Raw genomic sequence first — 23214 nt, forward strand, 5'->3', positions numbered from 1 at the left:
AAAAAGGCCATATGTTGATAACATATGGCCTTTTTAACATTAACTATCTGGGAGTTTCTTAAATAATGTTGAGATTACTTAAGGTGTCTTTTAGAAATAGTTAAAATTTTCAATGTATTTGAAGCACCAACGGTTTCCATCATATCACCATGGGTTAAAATAAGTTTATCACCTACTGCTAACTCAATCTTGCCACTTACCACTTTTAACATCTCATCAGATAAGTTGTCATTGTTTACGTGAGTTGAATCAAATTCAATCGGATAAACACCACGGTATATTGCGGTTTTATTTAATGTTTTTGGATGGCGAGATAATGAGAATATCGGTAAACCTGAAGTGATACGTGACATTAACTTACTGGTTTGACCTGATTCGGTTAAAGATATAATCGCTTTAACACCCTCTAAATGGTTTGCAGCGTACATAGCAGATAGTGCAATTGTTTCTGACACTTCACTAAAAGTCAGTTCCATTCTATGGTTTGAAATATTAACTGAACGATGCTGCTCCGCACCAACACAAACATTAGCCATTGCTGTTACTGTTTCAACAGGATACTTACCTGCAGCAGTTTCTGCTGATAACATTACCGCATCAGTACCATCTAATACGGCATTTGCTACATCCATAACTTCAGCACGTGTTGGCATAGGTTGCTCAATCATGGTCTCCATCATTTGTGTTGCCGTGATTACTACACGATTTAATTGACGAGAGCGAGTGATAATATGCTTTTGCTTACCAACCAATGCCGCATCACCAATTTCAACGCCTAAATCACCACGGGCTACCATAACAACATCTGAAGCTAAGATAATACCATCAAGAATTTTGTCATCATTAACGGCTTCAGCACGTTCAATTTTAGAAACCAAACGAGCATCACAGCCAGCTTCTTGCGCGAGTAAACGTGCTTCACGCATATCTGCTGCATCACGAGGAAATGAAACCGCTAGAAAATCAACATTGATCTTTGCTGCTAATTTAATGTCTTCTTTATCTTTAGCGGTTAAGGCTGGTGCAGTTAAACCGCCACCTTGACGGTTAATACCTTTGTTATTTGATAAAGGGCCACCAACAGTAACTTCAGTGAATACCGAATTATCAGAGGTAGATAATACTTTTAATTGTACACGGCCATCGTCAAGTAATAAAATGTCTCCAGTGTTAACATCTTGTACTAATTTTTTATAATCAATGCCCACTTTTTCTTGACAGCCTTCACCTTTTTCTAAGGTTGCATCTAATTCAAACTTATCACCAATGGCTAATTTAATTGGGCCATTTTTAAAGGTAGAAACACGAATCTTAGGGCCTTGTAAATCACCTAATATACCAACATAAACGCCTAATTCTTTTGCTATTGCTCTGACATTGTCGGCTCTATCTATATGATCTTGTGGAATACCGTGAGAGAAATTAAGTCTAACTACGTTTACACCCGCAGCTAATACATTTTTTAAAATTTCACGATCGTCTGTTGCAGGACCTAAGGTAGCAACAATTTTTGTTCTTCTAGGCATTTTAATCCTCTTATATTTTTAATTACGTTCTAAATAGGTTTATCGCTGGTGTTAATGATGATTGAAATACAGTGTCAATCATCAGCGACTAATCATTAATCTTTTCTCTCGAAGCGTGAACTCCTTAAACTATCTTTTACTTTTTTCAGGTTATCTCTAAATTTACTACCGCGACGTAGAGTGAAACCTGTCGCTAAAACATCAATTAAAGCTAATTGCGCAATGCGTGACGACATTGGCATATAAAGATCAGTATCTTCACTGACATCAACCGAAAGCACTATGCTACATTCTTTAGCAAGTGGGGTATCAGTGGTGGTAATCCCTATTACTGTGGCATCGTTTTCTTTCGCTAAACTGGCCACTTCAACAAGTGACTTTGTACGTCCTGTATGGGAAATCACGACAACTACATCCCCTTGGCGACTATTTATAGCACTCATACGTTGCATTAATATGTCATCGAAATAAACAACAGGGACATTGAAGCGAAAAAACTTATTTTGAGCATCATGAGCCACAATGGCAGATGCCCCTAAACCAAAAAACGAGATTTTATTGGCTTGGGTTAAAACATCGACAGAGCGATTGATATCATTAGCATCTAAACTTTTACGTGCTAATTCAAGACTAGCCATAGTCGATTCAAATATCTTGGAGGTATATTCATCAGCGGTATCATTTTCATCTACATGGCGATTAACATAAGGCGTACCATTGGCTAAGCTTTGTGCTAAATGTAATTTAAAGTCAGGATAACCCTTGGTGTCTAATCGACGGCAAAAACGGTTAACGGTTGGTTCACTAATATTGGCTTGCTTGGCAAGTGCCGCAATACTTGAGTGAATAACGGTATTTGGTGACGCTAAAATAACTTCTGCTACTTTGCGCTCAGATTTGCTGAGCATGTCTAGTTCGTTAGTGATCTTTTCTAATATATTCATTATGGACTGATCCTAGAGCTTATTTATCTAAAGTTATAACGATATTTCAATGATAGCTTGCGTCAAATAATAGGCTATTTTGTCTATACTGTAATTTATTTTCTGCGTAAGGAACAGAAAAAATGAAATTTTATTTCATAAATTAGTGTTTTGATCTGTAAATATCAGTAAATAAAAATGTAATTTTCTTTAAGTAATACTGCTATCACAGTAGCCTTAGGTGTTTTGGCGCTGGTAATTGCTATAATGCATTAAAAGACAAAGAAAGAGATATAATTTGAATTTATGTAGTAAAATTACAAAAAGTTCTTTACTGTCGACTAAACAAGCGCTAAATTAGGCTTATATGTAGTTTAGTTACAACCAATTTTTACTGTTAGCTCATGTGTTTTGACGGATGAGTAAAAATATAAGTAACATTAAAGCAATAAATTTATATAAGAGAAATTCTATGAGTAATTTAGATTGTCAATCAGCAAGTGAAATTGTTATTTTTGGTGCTATGGGTGACTTATCTTGCCGTAAGCTACTACCTGCATTATATCAATTAGAAGTATGCGGTTTAATCAATAAAGATAGTCGAATTGTTGGCGCAGCAAGACAAGACCATACACTTGAAGAATTTAAAAGTGTTGTTGTAGAAAACTTAAATAAGTATGTTAAAGAAACGATCGATGAAGCTGTGCTTACACGTTTTATTAATCGCTTGGTTTATCAAGCACTAGAATTCAAAGATAGCAGTTCATTTAATAAATTAAATGACGCGCTAGCCGGTGGAAACGATACCCGTGTTTATTACTTTTCGACACCACCTGCTATATATGGAGATATTTGCAAGGGTTTACACCACGCGAACTTAATTACTGATGCTGATCGTGTTGTGATGGAGAAACCTATTGGTCACTCACTAGAGTCTTCTATTGAAATCAACAATCAAGTTTCTGAATATTTTAAAGAAAATCAAACTTACCGCATAGATCACTATTTAGGTAAAGAAACAGTCTTAAACCTATTAGTATTACGCTTTGCCAACTCATTGTTCACGAATAACTGGGATCGAAATAGTATCGATCATGTGCAAATCACGGTAGCAGAAAGTGTTGGTATTGAAGGACGTTGGGGCTTTTATGACGAAGCAGGCCAACTTCGCGATATGGTACAGAATCATCTATTGCAAATACTATCTCTTTTGGCCATGGAACCACCAGCGGACCTAAGCGCTGAGAGTGTTCGTGCAGAAAAGCTGAAAGTTGTTAAAGCATTAAAAGCGATAAATCGAGAAAATATTAAAGATAAAGCAATTCGCGGACAATATAGCGACGGTTTCTTAAATGGTGTTTCAGTACCCGGATATTTAAATGAGGAAGGTGCTAACGCAAATAGTAATACCGAAACATTTGTCGCGATAAAAGCAGAGATAGATAACTGGCGCTGGAAAGGCGTACCATTTTACCTTCGTACCGGTAAACGTATGCCGAAGAAGCATAGTGAAATAGTGGTACATTTTAAGCAGCAGCCACATAATATTTTCAAAGACAGCTATAGCGATTTACCCGCTAATAAACTAACCATTCGCTTACAACCTGATGAAGGGGTTGAATTGCAAATGATGAATAAAATACCCGGTATTGCTTCACAGATGCGTATTCAAGAAAATAAATTAGATTTAAGTTTTTCTGATACTTATAACGATGAGCGTGTTGTTGATGCTTATGAGCGCTTAATGTTAGAAGTGTTAAATGGCAATCAATCATTATTTGTTAGTCGAGACGAAGTTGAAGCGGCTTGGATCTGGGCTGATAGCATTATTGAAGCTTGGAAGACAACAAATGAAGCACCTAAACCTTATGCTGCAGGTTCATGGGGACCAGTCTCTTCTATATCGTTAATTGCGCGTGATGATCGCCAGTGGGTAGAATAGTTATGAATGAATTAACGGAATTTAACGCACGTAATGATTTAGATAATGAACTAGCAAGTACTGTAAGTGATATTTTAGCTAAAGCGATCAAGGAGAAGGGTAAAGCAAGCATTGCTGTATCTGGGGGGTCTACGCCTAAAGGTTTCTTTAGTGTGCTATCACAAAGTGATATTGATTGGTCAAAGGTAACCATTACTTTGGCTGATGAGCGCTGGGTTCCTATCGATAGTGAGGCAAGTAATACCCGTTTAGTACATGAAAACCTACTACAAAACAAAGCTGAGAAAGCTAAGTTTTTTCATCTTAAACAAGGTGATGAGTTAACAGACGAAACCCTTGAAGATTTAAACGTGGCAGCAAGTAAAATATTATTACCACTGGATGTATTAATTTTAGGAATGGGTGAAGACGGTCACACGGCTTCATTATTCCCATGTAGCGACCAAATCACTTCTGGTCTCGATGAGACGAATGATGCAGCACTACTGAAAGTTCAACCTAAAACGGCACCGCATCAACGTATCAGCTTTACTTTTGCCAGTTTAATGACCAGCAAAAACATTTTCCTTCACTCTTGTGGCGAAGGAAAGAAGACGGTATTAACGCAAGTGTTAAATGGCGATGACCCGTTTGAAATGCCTATCAGAGCATTTTTACAACACCCTAGCTTAAACACTCAAATTTTTTGGGCACCATAACTCACTTGTCAAATAAGTTTAAGTACTAGACAAAATTTAAAAGTATATAAGTTGAGAGAATAAATGAAACAGCAAATAGTAGATATTACCGACAGAATTATAAAACGTAGTACTAAAACTCGTGCTGCATATTTAGCAAAAATTGATGCCGCAAAATCAGACACAGTTCATCGTGCCGGTTTATCATGTGGTAACTTAGCACACGGCTTTGCTGCTTGTGGAAAGGATGACAAGTCATCATTACGCGGCATAAATCATTCAGATATCGCTATTGTTTCTGCTTACAACGATATGCTTAGTGCTCATCAGCCATATCAGACATATCCAGACATAATTAAAGCGGCAGTTAAAGAAGCTGGTGGCGTTGCACAATTTGCTGCGGGTGTCCCTGCCATGTGTGATGGTGTTACACAAGGCCAGCCGGGTATGGATTTAAGCTTGATGAGCCGTGATGTAATCGCAATGTCAACGGCTGTTGGTTTATCTCATAATATGTTTGACGGTGCATTAATGTTAGGCATCTGCGATAAAATAGTACCGGGCTTACTGATCGCAAGTATGACATTTGGTCATTTACCGACGGTATTTATCCCAGCAGGTCCTATGCCTTCAGGTCTGCCAAACAAGGAAAAAGCTCGCGTTCGTCAGCAACATGCTAAAGGCGAAGTGGACGAAGTCGCATTGCTTGAGGCTGAATCTGCGTCATATCACTCTGCAGGTACTTGTACTTTCTTTGGCACCGCAAACTCCAATCAGTTAGTGGTTGAAGTCATGGGCTTACATTTACCTGGTGCATCTTTTATTGCCCCTAATACACAACTTCGTGAAGAATTAACAAAAGCTGCTGCTCGTCAAGCGACTCGTTTAACGCAACAATCGGGTAACTATCTGCCGATTGGGAAAATGGTTGATGAACGCTCGGTAGTTAATGCTATTGTAGCGTTACTTGCGACAGGCGGTTCAACTAACCTGACTATGCATATAATTGCTTTTGCTAAAGCGGCAGGCATTATTATTAACTTCCAAGACTTTAATGATCTTTCTGAAGCTGTTCCATTATTAACACGCATATACCCTAACGGCCATGCGGATATAAACCAATTTCAAGAAGCTGGCGGCATGGCGTTATTATTCCGAGAACTTATTGAAGGTGGGCTAGTATACGAAGATGTAGAAACTATCTGTGGTCGCGGTTTAACTCGATACACCAAAAAACCTGTTTTAGACAATGGTGAGCTTAAGTGGGTTGATTGCGTAGAAAAGTCACTTGATGATGAAATTATTGCAACCGTTGCTAAGCCATTTAGTTCTCATGGTGGTTTACGAGTAATGAAAGGTAATTTAGGTGTTTCGGTTATTAAAACGTCATCACTTCGAGAAGGTAGCTTTGTCATTAAAGCACCTGCTGTTGTTTTTGAAGACCAACATGAATTACAGACTGCATTTGACGCAGGTGAGCTAGAAAAAGATTTTGTTGCCGTAGTAAGGTTCCAAGGCCCTAAAGCTCGTGGCATGCCTGAATTACACAAATTAACGCCATTGTTAGGCGTACTTCAAGACAAAGGCTTTAAAGTTGCTCTCGTTACTGACGGACGTATGTCTGGCGCTTCAGGTAAGGTGCCTGCAGCCATTCATTTATGCCCTGAAGCACTCGATGGTGGTTTAATTGCTAAAGTTAAAAGTGGCGACATGATCAATGTAGATGGCGAAACTGGCGAACTTACTCTATTAGTTGATGAAAAAGAATTAGCTTCACGTGAAGTTGCTCAGTTTCAAGTAAATGGTCATCATGAAGGTATGGGCCGTGAGCTATTTGGCTTTATGCGTCGTAATTTGAGTTCAGCTGAAACAGGTGCGTGTTCGTTATTCGATTCATAATCAATAAGAACAGATAACGACTAAGGAGTTGCATTTGACTCCTTTTTATAATTAACCAGATAAAGAACTCAGCGACTATTTACCCTTTAGGTTAAGTATCGCCAAGAAAATAAAGAGGAATTATGACAGTATCAAAAAATTGGCAAATTATGCCAAAGGACCTTTTCAACATGGGGCCTATTGTTCCTGTATTAGTAATCAACAACGTTGAAGAGGCGTTACCGATTGCGGAAGCATTATTGACTGCAGGCATTAAAGTATTAGAAGTAACTTTACGCACGTCGGCAGCACTTGAAGTGATCAGTGCTATTGCAAAGGAATTACCAGAAGCCATTGTGGGCTCAGGTACAGTTACCAACCGTCAGCAATTGCAGCAGTCTTATGATGCGGGTGCTAAATTTGCTATCAGCCCAGGTTTAACAAAAGATTTATTACAAGCGGGTAATGAGGGTAAAATTGCGTTAATTCCAGGTATATCTTCTATTTCTGAGCTTATGGACGGTGCAGATTATGGTTATGACCATTTGAAATTTTTCCCTGCAGAAGCTTCGGGTGGCGTTAATGCTATTAAATCAATTGGTGGGCCTTTCCCTGATATTCGTTTTTGCCCTACAGGCGGTATAAACCTAGGTAATGTGCGTGATTATTTGGCTTTACCGAATGTTGTTTGTTGTGGTGGTTCATGGTTAGTTTCAAATAGTATTGTAGAAAACAAAAATTGGTCTGAAATCACCAAATTAGCTAACCAAGCATTAGCACATGTAAAATAGACCTTGTGATAATTTAACTTATTACTCGTTAATGAACATAAAAAAGGCCAGTCATTAAAATAATGACTGGCCTTTTTTTGGTTATTATAGAACTAGCTATAAAGATGACAGTAATGTTTTTAGTGGTTGTTTTGTGCCATTTTTAAACGTTCAGCCATTGATAATGGTTGATCATTGCTTTTGTTGACTTCCACTGTTTTGACTTCCACTTTTTCAGGCTTCTTCGCTTTCTCTACTTTTTTGTCACCTTTGAAGACAGATTTCATCATGTTCTTCATACTGTTGATACTTTCAGCAGCCATTCTATTACCAAGATCAACGTCAACTGTCATTCGATTACCGTATTGGATATCAACGTCAGGTGGTGTTATTTTTTTATCTGGTACAGGTGTAGCTTTTACAGTTTCAATTGGTTGTTCTGCTTTGGCTTCTTCTATATCAACACGCTTATGAGGTGTTGCTAGCTTTTCTTGAGCCAGCTTAGATTTACTAATTTGTGCTTCATCACTTTCACTAGTGCTGATGTCTTGCATCGCTAGTGCACTTGGTTTACAAGAGGGCATAAAGATGTCATTAGAGCTCATTCTTCGATCAAAGTCGTCGACAACTTCAGTCATTTCTTTTCCTGCTATATGCACAGCATCTTTAACTTGTGATAACTTTCGGTTTAAGCCTTTATGTTTTTTCTCAATATTATCAATAGCATCTTTGACATTATCATTTAAGTTTTGTGTTAAGGTTTTATAGTCTTCAATTTGTTTTTCAAATTTACCTAGAGATGACTGACTATGGTTAATACTATCGTCAATTGAGGCCAACTTTGATACTAAGCGTTGCTTTTTAGCTATGAATTTGTCAGAAATTTCTTTTGGAATTAACGGAGCCTGCACTGTAACTGGTAATATATCGGCAAACTCACTAATACAATTGACGGGTTTCCATTGAGTAAATGAAGGGTGCCAGCCATATACATTTGGGTTACTCGCTAAATAATCTTTTGCCCCGTCTAAGTCGAATGGGGCAGTTACTTCGCCATTATTTGAAAAAAACCATTTTTTCATCGTAAATACTCTTATCTGTGAACTTTAGTTTATATAATTAATATGATGAACCACTTAGCGGGTAAGTAACCAACGAGTAGTGATTAATAATCCGTTTTAATTACGTTAGCTAGATTTTTCTGTAAAGCCGCATATTGCTCTTCAATTGTCTTAACTACCGCTCTAACTTCTTCAGTTAAGTTATGAGCAATTTGGCCATAATTATCTAACTCAGCATCTATTTCATATAAAGAATCTGAAGTGATTTTTATAGTCTTATCAATACGGTCTAATGTTGTAATTAATTCTTTTTCTTCTCCAATTAAACCATCAATCAGATCTTTTGGGATCTCTATTGGAGGAGGTGGTGGTGTCATTGATACTTCAAATTCATCAATACAACTAACAGGAACCCAATGCGTATATGAAGGATGCCAGGCATATAAATCAGGATTCTTTGAAACTAATTCATTTGATTCTTTTAACTCTAAAGGACCTGTTACTTTACCATTGTCTGAAAAAAACCATTTTTTCATAATAATTATTACTCTCTTTTAAATCTATTACGTCACTATTAAATTAAGTAACGATAATGCCTGATCTTATTTATAAACAGCGAGTTTTCAACTACCCACCATTTAACGCCAGCCTAAGGCAACAGTCAAGCTATTTTGTTAATGATAAGTTATAGCCTTGTATAGCGTTTCCTGATCATAAGATAAATGATTTGTTATGCTGATGCGCTATTATAAATAGCATGATTTAAAATATGAATTAACAAAATTTTGTATGAATTATCTTACTCGGCCTTAATTAAGAGTCTTTATCAAAATCAGGTGAAATTCAGACAAAAAAAAGCCAGTTATAATTTTTATAACTGGCTTTTTAAGTTTAACGTACGTTTATTCTATGGCTTAGTTGCCTGCGCACTACTACGATTTACCACATCAGCAATAATAGCTGTTCTACCTGACGACTGATGAACATGTCGTTCACTGTCAGCCATAAAGTTTGTTGGTATATCTTTAATAGTCGTGATTGTTTCTGTTTTAGTCATTGGTGCTTTTGCATGGCCAGATAGACGGTTAGCTTTTTTAACTTGTCTTGCTAACTTTTTATCTTTAGGTGCGGCTTTCTTGACTGCAGAGGATGCTTTCTTAGCAGGCTTAGGAGCTACAACTTTATCTTCTTGCGTTGCAATAACAGTTTCCGCAACTTCAACGCTTTTAGCAACTGGTGCAGTATCATTTACTGTTTCTTGCTTAACAGTTTCAATAGCTGGACTTGTAACATCCGTTTCAACTGGAGCGGCGGCATTCGCCTCTTTTACTTCAGGAGATTCTTCTGTCGTTACAACAACGTCTTGTTTTTGCTCTAACGGCAACTCTTGCTGAACTTCAGTCACTTGCTCAGCAACATCTGCTGTGGAAACTTCTTCTTCAGTTTTCGTTGTATCAAGCTCTTTGGTGTCATTTAACGGCACATCAATAACCGTTTCAACTGCTTCAGTTTCAACTGCTTTAGTTTCAACAGGTGCTGCTGCAATTGTTTCAACCGCAACTTCTTCAGTTGAAGTAACCACTACTTCTTGTTCAGTAACAGAAGTTGCAGGATAACGTGCTTCTACTGACTCATCGGTAGTTATATTTTCAGTCGTTAATGCCTGATCCTGTTGTGTAGCTTCAGAATTATTTTCAGCATTGTTACGACGACGACGTTGACCATTTGCTCTTAAGTGTCTTGGAGAACGTCTATTACGTGGTTTATCATCGTTAGTTGCTACAACCTCTACATTCTCAACAGCAGGAGTATTAACCTGTTCAATTTCAGGGGTACTAACTACAGCTAATTTTTCAGTTGTTTCGATGACTTTATCTGTCGGTGTTACACGTATTTTTTTACGATTGTTCCTACGTTGACGACGTTCAGTATTCTTCTCTTCTTTAACAACTTTTTCTTTATCAACAGCGATAGTTTTACGAGGCTGTCTCTTAGGTTTATTGACTTCTTCATCGCGACTAGGACGAGTATCTCTTGCTTCATTTTCTTTTTGAATAGGACGATTAGTAGCATCTTCGCCATTACGATCGTTACGGTTACGGTTATTGCCACGATTGTTGCGACGCTTAGCTTGCTGGTTTCCACGTCTTTCTTGTGGTTTTTTAGGTTGTTGAGTAGTACTTACTTCTTTAACTTCTTCAACCACTTCTTCAGCAACAAAGAGGCTCTTTAACCAACCAAAGAATCCACTAGGTTTCGTTTGTTTGGATACCGTAGTTATTTCCGCTTTTACTGGCGACTCATCGGCTTTAGGAGCACGTGTTGGTGAAGTCATACCTTGAATCAAAGGTTCATCACGTTTAGCCGCAACTTTATCAAACTTAGGCATTTTAGCTTCTTCAAGTTCAGCTTTCTTTACCGGTAATTCATAACTTGCTTCTACGATAGTTTCATCATTTTTAACACGCAGAACTTCGTATTGCGGAGTATCCATATGTGGATTAGGAATGATCAAAACTCTTACATTATGATGTTTTTCAACATGCATCACTGAGCGACGTTTCTCATTTAATAAGTAGGTTGCAACAGGTACAGGTACTTGTGCTTGTACATGTAACGTATTTTCCTTTATCGCTTCTTCTTCCATTAATCGTAATATAGATAACGCTAAAGATTCAACACCACGAACATGACCTGTACCACTACAACGAGGACATACACCTTGGCTTGTTTCACCAATTGAAGGACGTAAACGTTGGCGAGACATCTCTAATAAACCAAAGCGAGAGATTTTACCAAGCTGAATACGTGCTCTATCTTGATGAACTGAATCACGCATTCTATTTTCTACTTCACGTTGATGACGAACAGGTGTCATATCGATAAAGTCAATAACAACCAAGCCACCTAAATCACGTAAGCGAAGTTGACGAGCAATCTCTTCAGCAGCTTCTAAATTGGTATTAAAGGCAGTTTCTTCAATGTCACTACCTTTAGTTGCACGTGCTGAGTTAATATCTATAGAAGTCATTGCTTCAGTAGGGTCAATAACAATTGATCCGCCAGAAGGTAAGCGTACTTCACGTTGGAAGGCCGTTTCTATTTGAGTTTCAATTTGATAATGCGTAAATAAAGGTACATCACTGGTATATAGCTTTATTTTATTTAAGAAGTCAGGACGAACGACCTCAATGTGTTTTTTAACACTTTCAAACGTTTTAGGACGATCAATTAATACTTCACCAATATCACGACGTAAATAGTCACGAATAGCACGTAAAATCAGGTTGGTTTCTTGATGAATTAAGAAAGGAGCAGGGCGACTTTTGCCTGCATCACTAATCGCTTGCCAGTGATGTAAAAGGACACTAAGATCCCATTTTAATTCTTCGTAATCTTTACCTACGCCAGCAGTTCTTACAATTAAGCCCATGCCTTTAGGTAAATCTAGTTTGCTCAACGAAGCTTTTAACTCGGTGCGTTCATCACCTTCAATACGACGTGAAATACCACCAGCACGTGGGTTGTTTGGCATTAATACTAAATAACTACCAGCAAGACTAATAAAGGTAGTAAGAGCCGCGCCTTTTTGGCCACGTTCTTCTTTATCTATCTGAACGATAACTTCTTGGCCTTCGTGTAATACTTCTTTAATGTTAGGGCGGCCTTGAAATGTATAGCCTTTAGGGAAGTATTCACGTGCGATTTCTTTCATTGGTAAGAAACCATGGCGATCGGCACCATAATCAACAAAAGCAGCTTCTAGAGAAGGCTCAATACGTGTGATTTTAGCTTTATAGATATTAGATTTTTTTTGTTCGTGACCTGGACTTTCAATATCTAAATCGTAAAGTTTTTGGCCATCTACTAGTGCTACGCGCAATTCTTCTGATTGGGTAGCGTTAATTAACATACGTTTCATAGTTTGTCGGACTCATTTTTAGTCACAACACACCATTTGCTTAGGACACAAAGCAATCTGTTTTTCTGGTAACAGCAATTTGTCAACCTCACGGTTGTCACGGTTAACCTGTCATAAAACCAGGTTAAGCTGTTATAAATTCTGATTGTTTTTTATATCACCGCCTTTTACTTAAATAGGCAATGCTAATTTATTTCTTTATGTGCTCAGCCTGTGTGCTGTGCAAAATACCAGCGCATTTGCTCTGGTATTATTTTATAATAATTGCTTTATGGTGCTGGGCTAATAACAAATTAAAATCAAAATGTTAAAACTGTTTATGCTTCGTTGACAATCTACAACGGGTAAATTATCAAAAGTGATACTTTACTGTGTCAATTAATGCAATAGGCCGTACTATCAATATGTCTTTTTTCTATTTTTTTAACGCTTCATAGGTGCAGTTAATAAAATGAATTTTCGCATATAGATGTGGCCGCAGTTTGCCTCTTACGTCTCTCTTTAAAGCTTCTAAGGTTAAATTGTTACGTTGATTAGCCTTGTATGATTCTTTCATATGGCTACTTAATCCGCTGTTAGCGTTAAATATCAACTAATAACCCTTTTATTATCCCACTATCCTTAGTGTTTAGCCAACAAAAAAGGGAGTTAATTACATTATTAGCTAAATAAAGTGTGTTAAACTGCAGCCATGAAAGAAACTAAGACTCAAAAAGCCAATCACGTGCCTAAAATTAAATTAAAGACCAAACATCACTCAGTTGTAAAAAAGCCCCAACAGAAAAAAATCACGCCTGAAAAACCCGTTCAAGAGAAAATCGCTCCTGAGCCTGAAAAGCCAAAAGTACGCTTTATTACCATAGATAGTGAAGATGCAGGGCAGCGTATTGATAATTTTTTATTAAGAACACTTAAGGGAGTTCCTAAAAGTCACCTTTATCGTTTAATGCGTAAAGGCGAGATAAGAGTTAATAAAAAACGGATCAAACCTGTTTATAAATTACTTATCGATGATGAAGTACGTATTGCTCCTATTAGAGTTTCAGAAGAAAAAGATGCAGTGTCAACGGGATTACACATAGTAGCTAATCTAGAAAAACAAATTCTTTTTGAAGATGACCGATTAATTGTTATCAATAAACCATCAGGTATGGCTGTACATGGTGGTAGCGGCTTAAGCTTTGGATTGATTGAAGCGCTACGTGCGTTAAGACCAGAAGCGCGAATGTTAGAACTCGTCCATAGATTAGACAGAGATACCTCTGGTTGCTTAATGGTCGCCAAGAAGCGTTCGACCTTGCGTCATTTGCATGAACAGTTTCGTGATAAAAATGTACAAAAGTTTTATCATGCGTTAGTGAAAGGTCACTGGCCGACTAAGTTAACTCGCGTTACTGATGCACTAAAGAAAAATGATTTGAAATCAGGCGAACGAGTGGTAGTTGTCGATAACCAACTAGGAAAAGAGTCTGAAACACGTTTTAGAGTGTTGGAACGTTATCGTGGTGCAACACTGGTGAGAGCTTTTCCTGTAACGGGAAGAACACATCAAATACGAGTTCACTGTCAAACGAGTGGTCACTCTATTGCTATGGACGCAAAATATGGTCATGAAGAGTTTGACGAGCAAATGAAAAGCAAAGGGTTGAAACGCCTTTTCTTACATGCAGCGAGTATTGAATTTACTCATCCAAACACGGAGCAGCGATTAAAAATTGAAGCACCGCTTGAAGCTAGTTTAGAGAAACTATTGTCTAAGTTAGTTAAAGAGTAATCCATATGGCGATGTACAAATTAGTTATCTTTGATTGGGATGGCACTTTGATGGATTCTATTGCTCGTATTGTGTCATCAATGCAAGCGGCAGCCGATCACTGTCAGTTAACCATACCTACAGTCAAGGGTGTAAAAGATATCATTGGCCTAAGTTTACCTAAAGCTCTTGATATCTTATTCCCGGGGGCTTCTCAAAGCCAAACTACAGCATTGCTTGAGCAATATAAATTTCAATATGTTGAAGGTGATAATACTCCAGCACCTTTATTTGAAGATGCTCTATCGTTATTAAAAGCACTTAAGGATAATAATAGATTGTTAGCTGTGGCAACAGGTAAAGGCCGTGATGGTTTACAACGAGTCTTTTCGGCTACCCAAACTGAACATTTCTTTCATGCGTCACGCTGTGCAGATGAGGCACTTTCTAAACCTGACCCACAGATGTTATTGAGTTTATTAGCAGAGCTGAGTGTTGAGCCAGAGCAAGCGGTTATGATTGGAGATACTAATCATGATATGCAAATGGCTCAAGCAGCGGGTATTGATAGAATAGGCATTACCTTAGGTGTGCATGATCGAGAGATATTAAACCACTATCAACCAATAGCCGTTGTTGACTCCCTTATCGAGTTACAACAGTTATTATTACCAGTAGTAGAACACTGATAGTGCTTTAACAATTTTAAAAGAGGTAAGTGCCCGTATATTAATAGGTGGGCACTTACCTTTGTGATTCAGTTAAACAGTCAGTTTGCTTTGCTCAGCTAGTACATCGATACCATGTTGCTTTAATAGCCCCACGAGCTTGATCAAAGGTAACCCTATTAAGGTATTTGGATCATCACCTTCAAGTTTGCTAAATAAGCAAATACCTAAACCTTCACTTTTAAAACTACCAGCACAATTATAAGGTTGTTCAGCATTAAGATAGTTTGCTATATCTTTTTGGCTCAGCTGATTAAAATGCACGATAAAAGGTTCCACTAAAGCAATAGTTTTATCTTTTTCACTGTCATAAACACATAGGCCGGTATAGAACGTAATACTTTTACCACTAAATTTATTTAACTGAACAACAGCATTGTCAAAATTATGAGGTTTACCTAAAATTTCTTCTTCGCATACTGCTACTTGATCCGATCCTATAATTAAAGCGTTTGGATATTCTGAACTAACTGCTTTTGCTTTCTCTATTGCGAGGCGTTCAACTAAAGCTTGGGGAGATTCATTTTTTTGTTCGGTCTCATCAACATTAGGTTTTGCACAGTGAAAAGGTAGTTGGAGTTTTTCTAAAATAGTTTTACGAAACGGAGAAGTAGAGCCAAGCACTAAGGTTTTCATATTTATCCTTTTAAATATATTCTTTTACTAAAGAGTTTAAGACACATTGAACTAAGTTATTGAGTATTGAGTGAGACCTAAAAGACTTAGAAGAAGGTATTGGTTGAATAGAATAGTTATAGTATTCTATTCAACATTAATAGCGCAGCATATAAACCTTTTTACTTACTTAGGTAATAGCCGCTTATAGAGCTCAGTGTAAACTGATAGCATCACAAAATGAATGAAGTAATAACTATGCTTAACGTTGTTGCTTATTATAAGCTAGTTACCCAATTGCTAAGTCGAACTATAAATTAATCTGTTTAGGCTAACTTGCGGTATTGTATATTTACATAGCGATTGTTGTCGAAACAAACAATTATTATACAATTATTGCTAATATTGAGTCTATCTTGAGCTTTTAAACAAAATAGTGCAATTTTCTTTTGACACTTGCCTGTAGGGACTATAATATGCGCGCCTTATGCAGAATCTTAAACTTCCAATAACAATTAGTCCATCCCGTAGCGCGCAACGTAGACTCGTGTGCAAAGGTGTATTTAAATTAGCGGATATGACGAGACTGCTTGCAGAATGCGAAAGCGGAAGCGAGCATGTTCAAGTAAGTGTTAAGTTTGATGTGGATGAACGTGGTTTGACAGTAATGTCAGGTACGGGATCGGCATTAGTTGCATTAACTTGTCAGCGGTGTAACGAAAATTTTGATCAGTCACTTGAAGTAGAGTTTACTTTTAGTCCTGCCAAAAATGAGGAAGCTGCTGAAAAAATCCCGTCATATTATGACGTAGTAGAATTAGATGAAAATGGTGAAGTAAACTTACGCGAATTAGTGGAAGAAGAGTTAATGCTCATGATCCCATTAATTCCACGGCACAACATTCAAGATTGTTCAGCTGATGCTGATTCAGTTTGGGGTGAGTTGCCAGAAGAGCTTGAGAAGCCAAATCCATTTGATGTATTAAAACAATTCAAGTAGTTAATAAGCATACAGCTATTTAACTAATAACCGATTTAGGAGTAACTCATGGCAGTACAAAAAAGCAAAAAGTCTCGTTCAAGACGTGGCATGCGCCGTTCACATGATGCAGTAACACCGGAAAACTTATCAGTAGATCCAGTATCAGGTGAAACGCATCGTCGTCACCACATAACTGCTGATGGCTTTTACAAAGGCGTTAAAGTAATCGCTGTTTAAGCGATTACTTCGTTAAAGTAAAGTATTAGGCTTACTTAGTTTGAGCTTAAATACAGATCTAACCATCGCGTTAGATGTTATGGGGGGCGACCAAGGCCCCCTTATAACAATTTCTTCAGCAATCACGGCTATAAGTCATCAGCCAAATTTGCACCTCATTCTTTGTGGTGATGAAATCATCATTACAGAAACTCTTGCTCATTTTGAAATCACTAAAGAAAATTTAGCTACTCATAAACAGTTAAGTATTTTCCCGACCTCTCAAGTTGTTTTAATGTCGGATAAGCCCATTGTTGCACTCAGAACCAAAAAAGACTCATCAATGCGAAAAGCACTTGATCTGGTTCATGAAGGCCGTGCACAGGCTTGTGTAAGTGCCGGTAACACCGGGGCCTTATTTTCGATGGCACATTTTGTATTAAAAAATATACCGGGAGTAGAGCGCCCAGCACTTATTTCATCATTACCTACCCATGATAAAGATAAACATGTTTTTATGCTTGATTTGGGCGCCAATGTGTTTTGTGATTCCCATGTATTATACCAATTCGGTGTGATGGGTTCAGTCATGGCTGAGCAAGTGGATGGTATTAATAAACCACGCGTTGCTTTACTTAATATGGGTGAAGAAGCAATTAAAGGTAGTGACCATATAAAACTTGCAGCACTTGAATTAACCGAGAATAAAGATATCAACTATGTAGGCTTCATTGAAGGTAGCGATATTTTTTCCAATAAAGCCGATGTTATTGTTTGTGATGGTTTTGTTGGTAATGTTGCATTAAAAACCTGTGAAGGTGTTGCCCGGTTAGTTTATGAGAAATCGAAAACTGCTTTTAGTGCTAGCTTAGTGGCTAAATTATTTGGCTCATTACTTAAACCAAGCTTTAAAAAACTGTTTAAAACCATGAACCCCGACCAGTACAATGGCGCAAGTTTGATAGGATTACGCGGTATAGTAGTTAAGAGTCATGGTAATGCCAATTCAAGTGCTTTTTTATCCGCAATAGAAGAAGCAGTAAAAGAAGTTGAAAGGCAAGTTCCTGAGAAAATTAAAACCTCATTAGAACACGGCTTTACTTGTCGCTAACCATGCTTTATTTAGTAAATATTAATTTTACTAAAATATCTTTTTCTAAACTAATAATACTAAAATCAACGTGTTTAACCTGAACTCAGTTTAAGAGTTCGTTAATGTATTGAATTATAATGCTTAAGTTGCTTTAATATTGCTAACTTGACATTTTTTCTTAATTCAAGGCAAATTCACGTGTTAATAGCTCGCCTATTACAAGTGAATTTAACGAAGAAGTCAGTAAAGTAGCTGCTAAAGAAATCTATATTAAGTAGCGTTCAGGTTATTTATTAACAAAAAATTTAAATAGAGTATCAATATGCAAAATAAATTAGCATTCGTTTTTCCAGGACAGGGCTCACAAACTGTTGCCATGCTCAGTGACTTTGCAGAAAACAGTATCGTACAAGCAACCTTTGAAGAAGCCTCTAAAGCCTTAGGTTATGACTTATGGCAATTAGTTAACGAAGGTCCAGCAGAAAAACTAAATCAAACTAACTTTACTCAACCAGCATTGTTAACGGCTAGTGTTGCTTTATGGCGTGTTTGGCAAGCAGAGTCGACTGTGACCCCTGATATTATGGCTGGCCACAGTTTAGGTGAATATTCAGCACTAGTGTGTGCCGGTGTGTTTTCCCTAAGTGACGCGGTAGTATTAGTTGAAAAACGTGGTGAATTCATGCAAGCCTGTGTTCCGGCAGGTGTTGGCGCCATGGCAGCTGTTATTGGCTTAGCTGATGAAGATATTATTAATGCCTGTAATGAAGCAATGGAAACGCAAGTTGTTTCAGCGGTTAATTTTAATTCTCCAGGTCAGGTTGTTATTGCGGGTCATAAAGAAGCTGTTGAGCGTGCTGGAGTGCTTTGTAAAGCCGCAGGGGCAAAACGTGTTTTACCATTGCCAGTGAGCGTACCATCACATTGTGCTTTAATGAGTGATGCTGCAGCTAAATTGGCTATAGAGCTGGAGTGTATCACTTTTAACCAGCCGAAAATTGCCGTTGTAAATAATGTGGATGTCGCTGAAGAGATCGCAGGTGAAGCAATAAAAGCTGCATTAGTTAAGCAATTATATTCGCCTGTACGTTGGAGCGAAACTATTAGTTTGCTAGCAAATGACGGTATAGAAAAAGTGGTTGAAGTAGGTCCAGGTAAAGTATTACAAGGCTTGAATAAGCGTATAAATAAATCACTACGCAGTGTTAGTTTCAATACAATGGATTCATTGCAGCAAGCAAAAGATTTAGTGACTAGTGAAATCTAACCGTTGTTAAGTAAACGATTATATTTTAGTAAGATGAAATAATTTAATATAAATGATTCGTTACCTTATTGAACAAGGTAACGTTATAAAATAAAAAGAGCAGGTAAGAATATGTTTTCTTTAGAAGGTAAAGTCGCTTTAGTTACTGGCGCAAGTCGTGGTATTGGTAAAGCAATAGCTACACAATTACAGTCATTGGGTGCAACGGTAATTGGTACCGCGACATCAGAAAATGGTGCTAATAACATAACTAAGTATTTAACTGCTGATAACGGTAGTGGTATGGGGTTGGTGCTAAACGTGACAAGTGATGAATCTATCGCTGAAATGTTTGTAGCTATTAAAGAAGCACATGGTTCCATGATATTTCTAGTAAATAATGCTGGTATCACCCGTGATAATTTATTTATGCGTATGAAAGATGATGAGTGGTCAGACATTATTGAAACTAACTTAACGTCTGTTTTTAAAGTAAGCAAAGCTGCTATTCGTCCTATGATGAAGAAACGTACAGGCCGTATCATCAATATTGGCTCTGTTGTAGGTACCATGGGTAATGCTGGCCAAGTTAACTATGCAACAGCTAAAGCGGGTTTATTAGGTTTCACTAAGGCCTTAGCACGTGAAGTTGCTTCTCGTGGTATTACTGTAAATACTGTTTCACCTGGCTTTATCGATACAGATATGACACAAACGTTAACAGATGAACAAAAAGAAGGTATATTTTCACAGGTTCCTGCGAATCGTTTAGGTAAACCAGAAGAAATTGCTAGTACTGTCGCTTTTTTAGCATCAGATGCCGCAGCTTATGTTACGGGTGAGACAATCCACGTTAATGGTGGCATGTATATGGTGTAAGCCTTGATTTTTAAGGCTTACATTGTTTTTTAATCATATTTTTCAATACTTCAACAGGTTAGACCAGCTTAAAAAAGTGAATTAGTTGCTTGCAAGGCAAGCTGTTGACGAATACACTACACGCAATTTGAAAAAATGCACTTTCAGTAAAGGAAATAAAATGAGTAATATCGAAGAACGCGTAAAAAAAATCACAGTTGAACAGTTAGGTGTTAGTGAAGCAGAAGTAAAAATTGATTCATCATTTGTTGATGACTTAGGTGCTGACTCATTAGACACTGTTGAATTAGTTATGGCGTTAGAAGAAGAATTTGATACTGAAATTCCTGACGAAGAAGCTGAAAAAATCACAACAGTTCAAGCAGCAATCGATTACGTTACTGCTAACCAGTAATTGTTAATAAGTTCGATATTATCGAGCTTAGTAAAATAATAAAAGCGGTATACTTAATTGTAAGTGACCGCTTTTTTTTTATCTATAAGATGACGATATTATTCAATAGAAGACTATCATTGAGTAATACCTTCATATTAATTTACTGGCCAGCTTAGAGCTGTATTAGCGAGCTTAAAACAAGAAAAATGAGTTAACTTATAGTAAGTCTATACTTCATTTGTTTTGTGATGTTATCAGTTCGCTAATGAGCTTCCGAAGGACAAGTTTAAAAGGCTTGCATGCGACGTTATTGATTTTGACAAGGGAATAACTATTCTCTTCAATCAATGCCTTACCTCTAAGCCTTTTAATTCTCGCTAAGTGATCAATAAATTAGTACGATTGGTATAATACATTTAATTTTTCGGAGGCCGCTCTGTTATGAGACGTGTAGTAGTAACTGGCATTGGCATGCTTAGCCCATTAGCCAACACCGCAGAAGAAACATGGCAAAACCTGCTACTTGGTAAAAGTGGTATAGGTAATATTGATCATTTTGATACCACAGATTACCCCACTAAATTTGCTGGTTTAGTAAAAGACTTTGATGCCCAGAATTATATGGAACGAAAAGAAGCCAAAAAAATGGATCTTTTTATTCAATATGGTATTGCAGCGGGCGTACAAGCTTTTAAAGACTCAGGTCTTGAAGTTACTGAGCAAAATGCACCACGTATTGGTGTTGCTATTGGCTCTGGCATTGGCGGTTTAGGCTTAATTGAACAAAATCATAACAAGCTAATCAAAGCCGAAGGTAATCCTCGTAAGTTATCGCCATTTTTTGTGCCTTCAACCATTATCAATATGATTGCGGGTCACTTATCAATAATGTTTGGCCTGCAAGGTCCTAATATTGCCATAACTACAGCGTGTACGAGTGGCGTGCATAATATTGGCCATGCTGCCCGTATGATTGCTTACGGAGATGCCGACGCAGTTGTTGCCGGAGGTGCTGAAAAAGCGTCCACAACACTAGGCATGGGCGGCTTTGGTGCTGCTCGCGCTTTATCTCGTCGAAATGATGACCCTGAAGCGGCATCTCGTCCTTGGGACAAAGATCGTGATGGTTTTGTTCTTGGTGATGGTGCTGGTGTTATCGTTGTTGAAGAATATGAACATGCAAAAGCCCGTGGCGCAAAAATTTATGCTGAGCTAGTTGGTTTTGGTATGAGCGGTGATGCTTACCATATGACTTCACCACCTGAAAATGGTGATGGCGCAGCGCGTGCTATGCAAAATGCTATTAATGATGCGAAAGTAGATATTAGTAGAATTGGTTACATTAATGCCCACGGTACTTCTACACAAGCCGGTGATATGGCTGAAACTAATGCGGTTAAGACTGTATTTGGTGCTGGTGCAAAGAATGTAATGATGGGTTCTACCAAGTCTATGACTGGACATTTGTTAGGCGCTGCAGGAGCTATTGAAGCTATTTTCAGTATCCAAGCACTAGTGAATAAGCAAGTTCCACCGACGATAAATTTAGATAACCCTGATGAAGGTTGTGATCTAGATTATATTGCTGGTGCAGCACGTGATGTTGAACTTGAATATGTACTTTGTAATTCGTTTGGTTTTGGTGGTACTAACGGCTCATTAATCTTTAAGAAGATTTAGTTTGTTCTAGTTTACTTTTGATTAGTTATTCACAATTAATGTAAACCACTTGAAAAGTAATGAGTAAGCCTGAATACTAACCTCTATGCGGAGGAAGTCTTCAGGCTTTTTTATGTCAATAATTAATGTAGCGACACTCAATGAAATATTGCTCTATAAATGGTCAACAACAAACAGATATAGCGGTAACTGATAGGGGACTTGCTTACGGTGATGGGCTATTTACCACAGCTAAAATTGTTAATGGCACAGTGGTATTATTAGAAAAGCATATCGAGCGATTAACTCATGGCTGTCAGCAATTAAAACTGCAGCTACCTTCAAACATAAGTTTAAGAGAACAATTGGCATCGGTCGTCCAAGGATATTCGCTAGCGGTACTTAAAGTAATGATAACTGCAGGTAGTGGTGGCAGAGGTTACTCTAGAGTCGGACTCAGTGATAATGCTGCAAACATAATCATCATGATATCTGATTTTCCAAGTCATTATGAAACGCTCGCTCAACAAGGAATCAATGTAGGAGATAGTAAATATCAGATTGCGACTAGCTCAATGCTTGGGGGGATTAAACATCTCAATAGACTTGAGCAGGTATTATTAAGAACTGAAGTTGATGAGCGCAGCGAGGATGATCTTATTGTGACTAATTGCCAAGGCGATGTTATTGAGGCGACCAGCTCAAATCTATTCTATTGGTTGAATGAACAGTTATGCACCCCTGAAATATCAACCTCAGGAGTTGATGGTATTATGAGACAGGTGCTTATAGCCAAAAACACAGAAATAAAAGTATGTAAAACCTCATTCGAAGAACTTAAATACGCACAAGCTATGTTTATCTCTAATTCTTTGATGGGCATAATGCCGGTAAAAACGTACAATAATCGCCTACTTGACGTTGATGTTGTATTGAAGCTTCAAAGACGAATGAAAGGATTTATTTAA

The 23214-nt window shown here is 37.7% G+C and carries 20 protein-coding genes; 14 read left to right on the forward strand and 6 right to left on the reverse strand.

Features of this window, described 5'->3' with window-relative positions:
- Positions 1–74: 74 nt before the first annotated feature.
- Positions 75–1526: a pyruvate kinase gene (pyk, locus tag CPS_RS10150; protein ID WP_011043093.1), complete on the reverse strand. Its 1452-nt coding sequence runs from the start codon at positions 1524–1526 to the stop codon at positions 75–77.
- 95 nt (positions 1527–1621) lie between these two features.
- Complete coding sequence (locus CPS_RS10155; RefSeq protein WP_011043094.1) at positions 1622–2470, reverse strand: MurR/RpiR family transcriptional regulator; 849 nt, start codon at positions 2468–2470, stop codon at positions 1622–1624.
- A 451-nt stretch (positions 2471–2921) separates the two neighbouring features.
- Between CPS_RS10155 and zwf the strand changes: the two genes are divergently transcribed.
- From zwf to CPS_RS10175, 4 genes are all read left to right on the forward strand, one after another.
- Positions 2922–4391, forward strand: a complete 1470-nt coding sequence (gene zwf / locus CPS_RS10160; RefSeq protein ID WP_011043095.1) for a glucose-6-phosphate dehydrogenase — start codon at positions 2922–2924, stop codon at positions 4389–4391.
- 2 nt (positions 4392–4393) lie between these two features.
- Positions 4394–5089, forward strand: a complete 696-nt coding sequence (pgl, locus tag CPS_RS10165) for a 6-phosphogluconolactonase (protein WP_011043096.1) — start codon at positions 4394–4396, stop codon at positions 5087–5089.
- A 63-nt stretch (positions 5090–5152) separates the two neighbouring features.
- Complete coding sequence (gene edd / locus CPS_RS10170; RefSeq protein WP_011043097.1) at positions 5153–6967, forward strand: phosphogluconate dehydratase; 1815 nt, start codon at positions 5153–5155, stop codon at positions 6965–6967.
- 122 nt (positions 6968–7089) lie between these two features.
- On the forward strand, positions 7090–7737 hold the full coding sequence (locus tag CPS_RS10175) for a bifunctional 4-hydroxy-2-oxoglutarate aldolase/2-dehydro-3-deoxy-phosphogluconate aldolase (protein ID WP_011043098.1): 648 nt from the start codon (positions 7090–7092) through the stop codon (positions 7735–7737).
- 119 nt (positions 7738–7856) lie between these two features.
- On the opposite strand, the gene CPS_RS10180 is transcribed toward CPS_RS10175, so the two are convergent.
- The 3 genes from CPS_RS10180 to rne form a co-directional block, all read right to left on the reverse strand.
- Positions 7857–8798, reverse strand: a complete 942-nt coding sequence (locus tag CPS_RS10180) for a DUF4339 domain-containing protein (protein WP_011043099.1) — start codon at positions 8796–8798, stop codon at positions 7857–7859.
- A gap of 83 nt (positions 8799–8881) precedes the next feature.
- Positions 8882–9313 carry a DUF4339 domain-containing protein gene (locus CPS_RS10185; protein ID WP_011043100.1) on the reverse strand — a complete coding sequence of 144 codons (432 nt, stop codon included), beginning with the start codon at positions 9311–9313 and terminating at the stop codon, positions 8882–8884.
- 371 nt (positions 9314–9684) lie between these two features.
- The gene (rne, locus tag CPS_RS10190) at positions 9685–12699 is read right to left on the reverse strand and encodes a ribonuclease E (protein WP_011043103.1); all 3015 of its coding nucleotides are present in this window, start codon (positions 12697–12699) and stop codon (positions 9685–9687) included.
- 691 nt (positions 12700–13390) lie between these two features.
- On the opposite strand from rne, the gene rluC reads away from it, so the two are divergent.
- The gene (gene rluC / locus CPS_RS10195; RefSeq protein WP_011043104.1) at positions 13391–14473 is read left to right on the forward strand and encodes a 23S rRNA pseudouridine(955/2504/2580) synthase RluC; all 1083 of its coding nucleotides are present in this window, start codon (positions 13391–13393) and stop codon (positions 14471–14473) included.
- A 5-nt stretch (positions 14474–14478) separates the two neighbouring features.
- On the forward strand, positions 14479–15141 hold the full coding sequence (locus CPS_RS10200; protein WP_041736896.1) for an HAD-IA family hydrolase: 663 nt from the start codon (positions 14479–14481) through the stop codon (positions 15139–15141).
- Between the two features lie 72 nt (positions 15142–15213).
- Here CPS_RS10200 and CPS_RS10205 read toward each other — a convergent pair whose 3' ends face one another.
- A complete protein-coding gene (locus tag CPS_RS10205; protein WP_011043106.1) occupies positions 15214–15816 on the reverse strand; it encodes a Maf family protein in 603 nt (200 codons plus the stop codon).
- Positions 15817–16282: 466 nt separating this feature from the next.
- On the opposite strand from CPS_RS10205, the gene yceD reads away from it, so the two are divergent.
- The 8 genes from yceD (at position 16283) to pabC (ending at position 23214) form a co-directional block, all read left to right on the forward strand.
- Entirely contained in the window at positions 16283–16795 is a 513-nt protein-coding gene (yceD, locus tag CPS_RS10210; RefSeq protein ID WP_011043107.1) for a 23S rRNA accumulation protein YceD, read from the forward strand.
- A 48-nt stretch (positions 16796–16843) separates the two neighbouring features.
- Entirely contained in the window at positions 16844–17014 is a 171-nt protein-coding gene (gene rpmF / locus CPS_RS10215) for a 50S ribosomal protein L32 (RefSeq protein ID WP_011043108.1), read from the forward strand.
- 40 nt (positions 17015–17054) lie between these two features.
- Entirely contained in the window at positions 17055–18104 is a 1050-nt protein-coding gene (gene plsX, locus CPS_RS10220; protein WP_011043109.1) for a phosphate acyltransferase PlsX, read from the forward strand.
- Positions 18105–18408: 304 nt separating this feature from the next.
- Positions 18409–19353: an ACP S-malonyltransferase gene (fabD, locus tag CPS_RS10225; RefSeq protein WP_011043110.1), complete on the forward strand. Its 945-nt coding sequence runs from the start codon at positions 18409–18411 to the stop codon at positions 19351–19353.
- 111 nt (positions 19354–19464) lie between these two features.
- On the forward strand, positions 19465–20211 hold the full coding sequence (fabG, locus tag CPS_RS10230; RefSeq protein WP_011043111.1) for a 3-oxoacyl-ACP reductase FabG: 747 nt from the start codon (positions 19465–19467) through the stop codon (positions 20209–20211).
- A gap of 160 nt (positions 20212–20371) precedes the next feature.
- Complete coding sequence (acpP, locus tag CPS_RS10235; RefSeq protein WP_011043112.1) at positions 20372–20605, forward strand: acyl carrier protein; 234 nt, start codon at positions 20372–20374, stop codon at positions 20603–20605.
- Between the two features lie 423 nt (positions 20606–21028).
- A complete protein-coding gene (gene fabF / locus CPS_RS10240; protein ID WP_011043113.1) occupies positions 21029–22267 on the forward strand; it encodes a beta-ketoacyl-ACP synthase II in 1239 nt (412 codons plus the stop codon).
- A gap of 140 nt (positions 22268–22407) precedes the next feature.
- Entirely contained in the window at positions 22408–23214 is an 807-nt protein-coding gene (gene pabC, locus CPS_RS10245) for an aminodeoxychorismate lyase (protein ID WP_011043114.1), read from the forward strand.

The organism is Colwellia psychrerythraea 34H, from assembly GCF_000012325.1.
In the GTDB taxonomy this organism is placed as follows: domain Bacteria; phylum Pseudomonadota; class Gammaproteobacteria; order Enterobacterales; family Alteromonadaceae; genus Colwellia; species Colwellia psychrerythraea_A.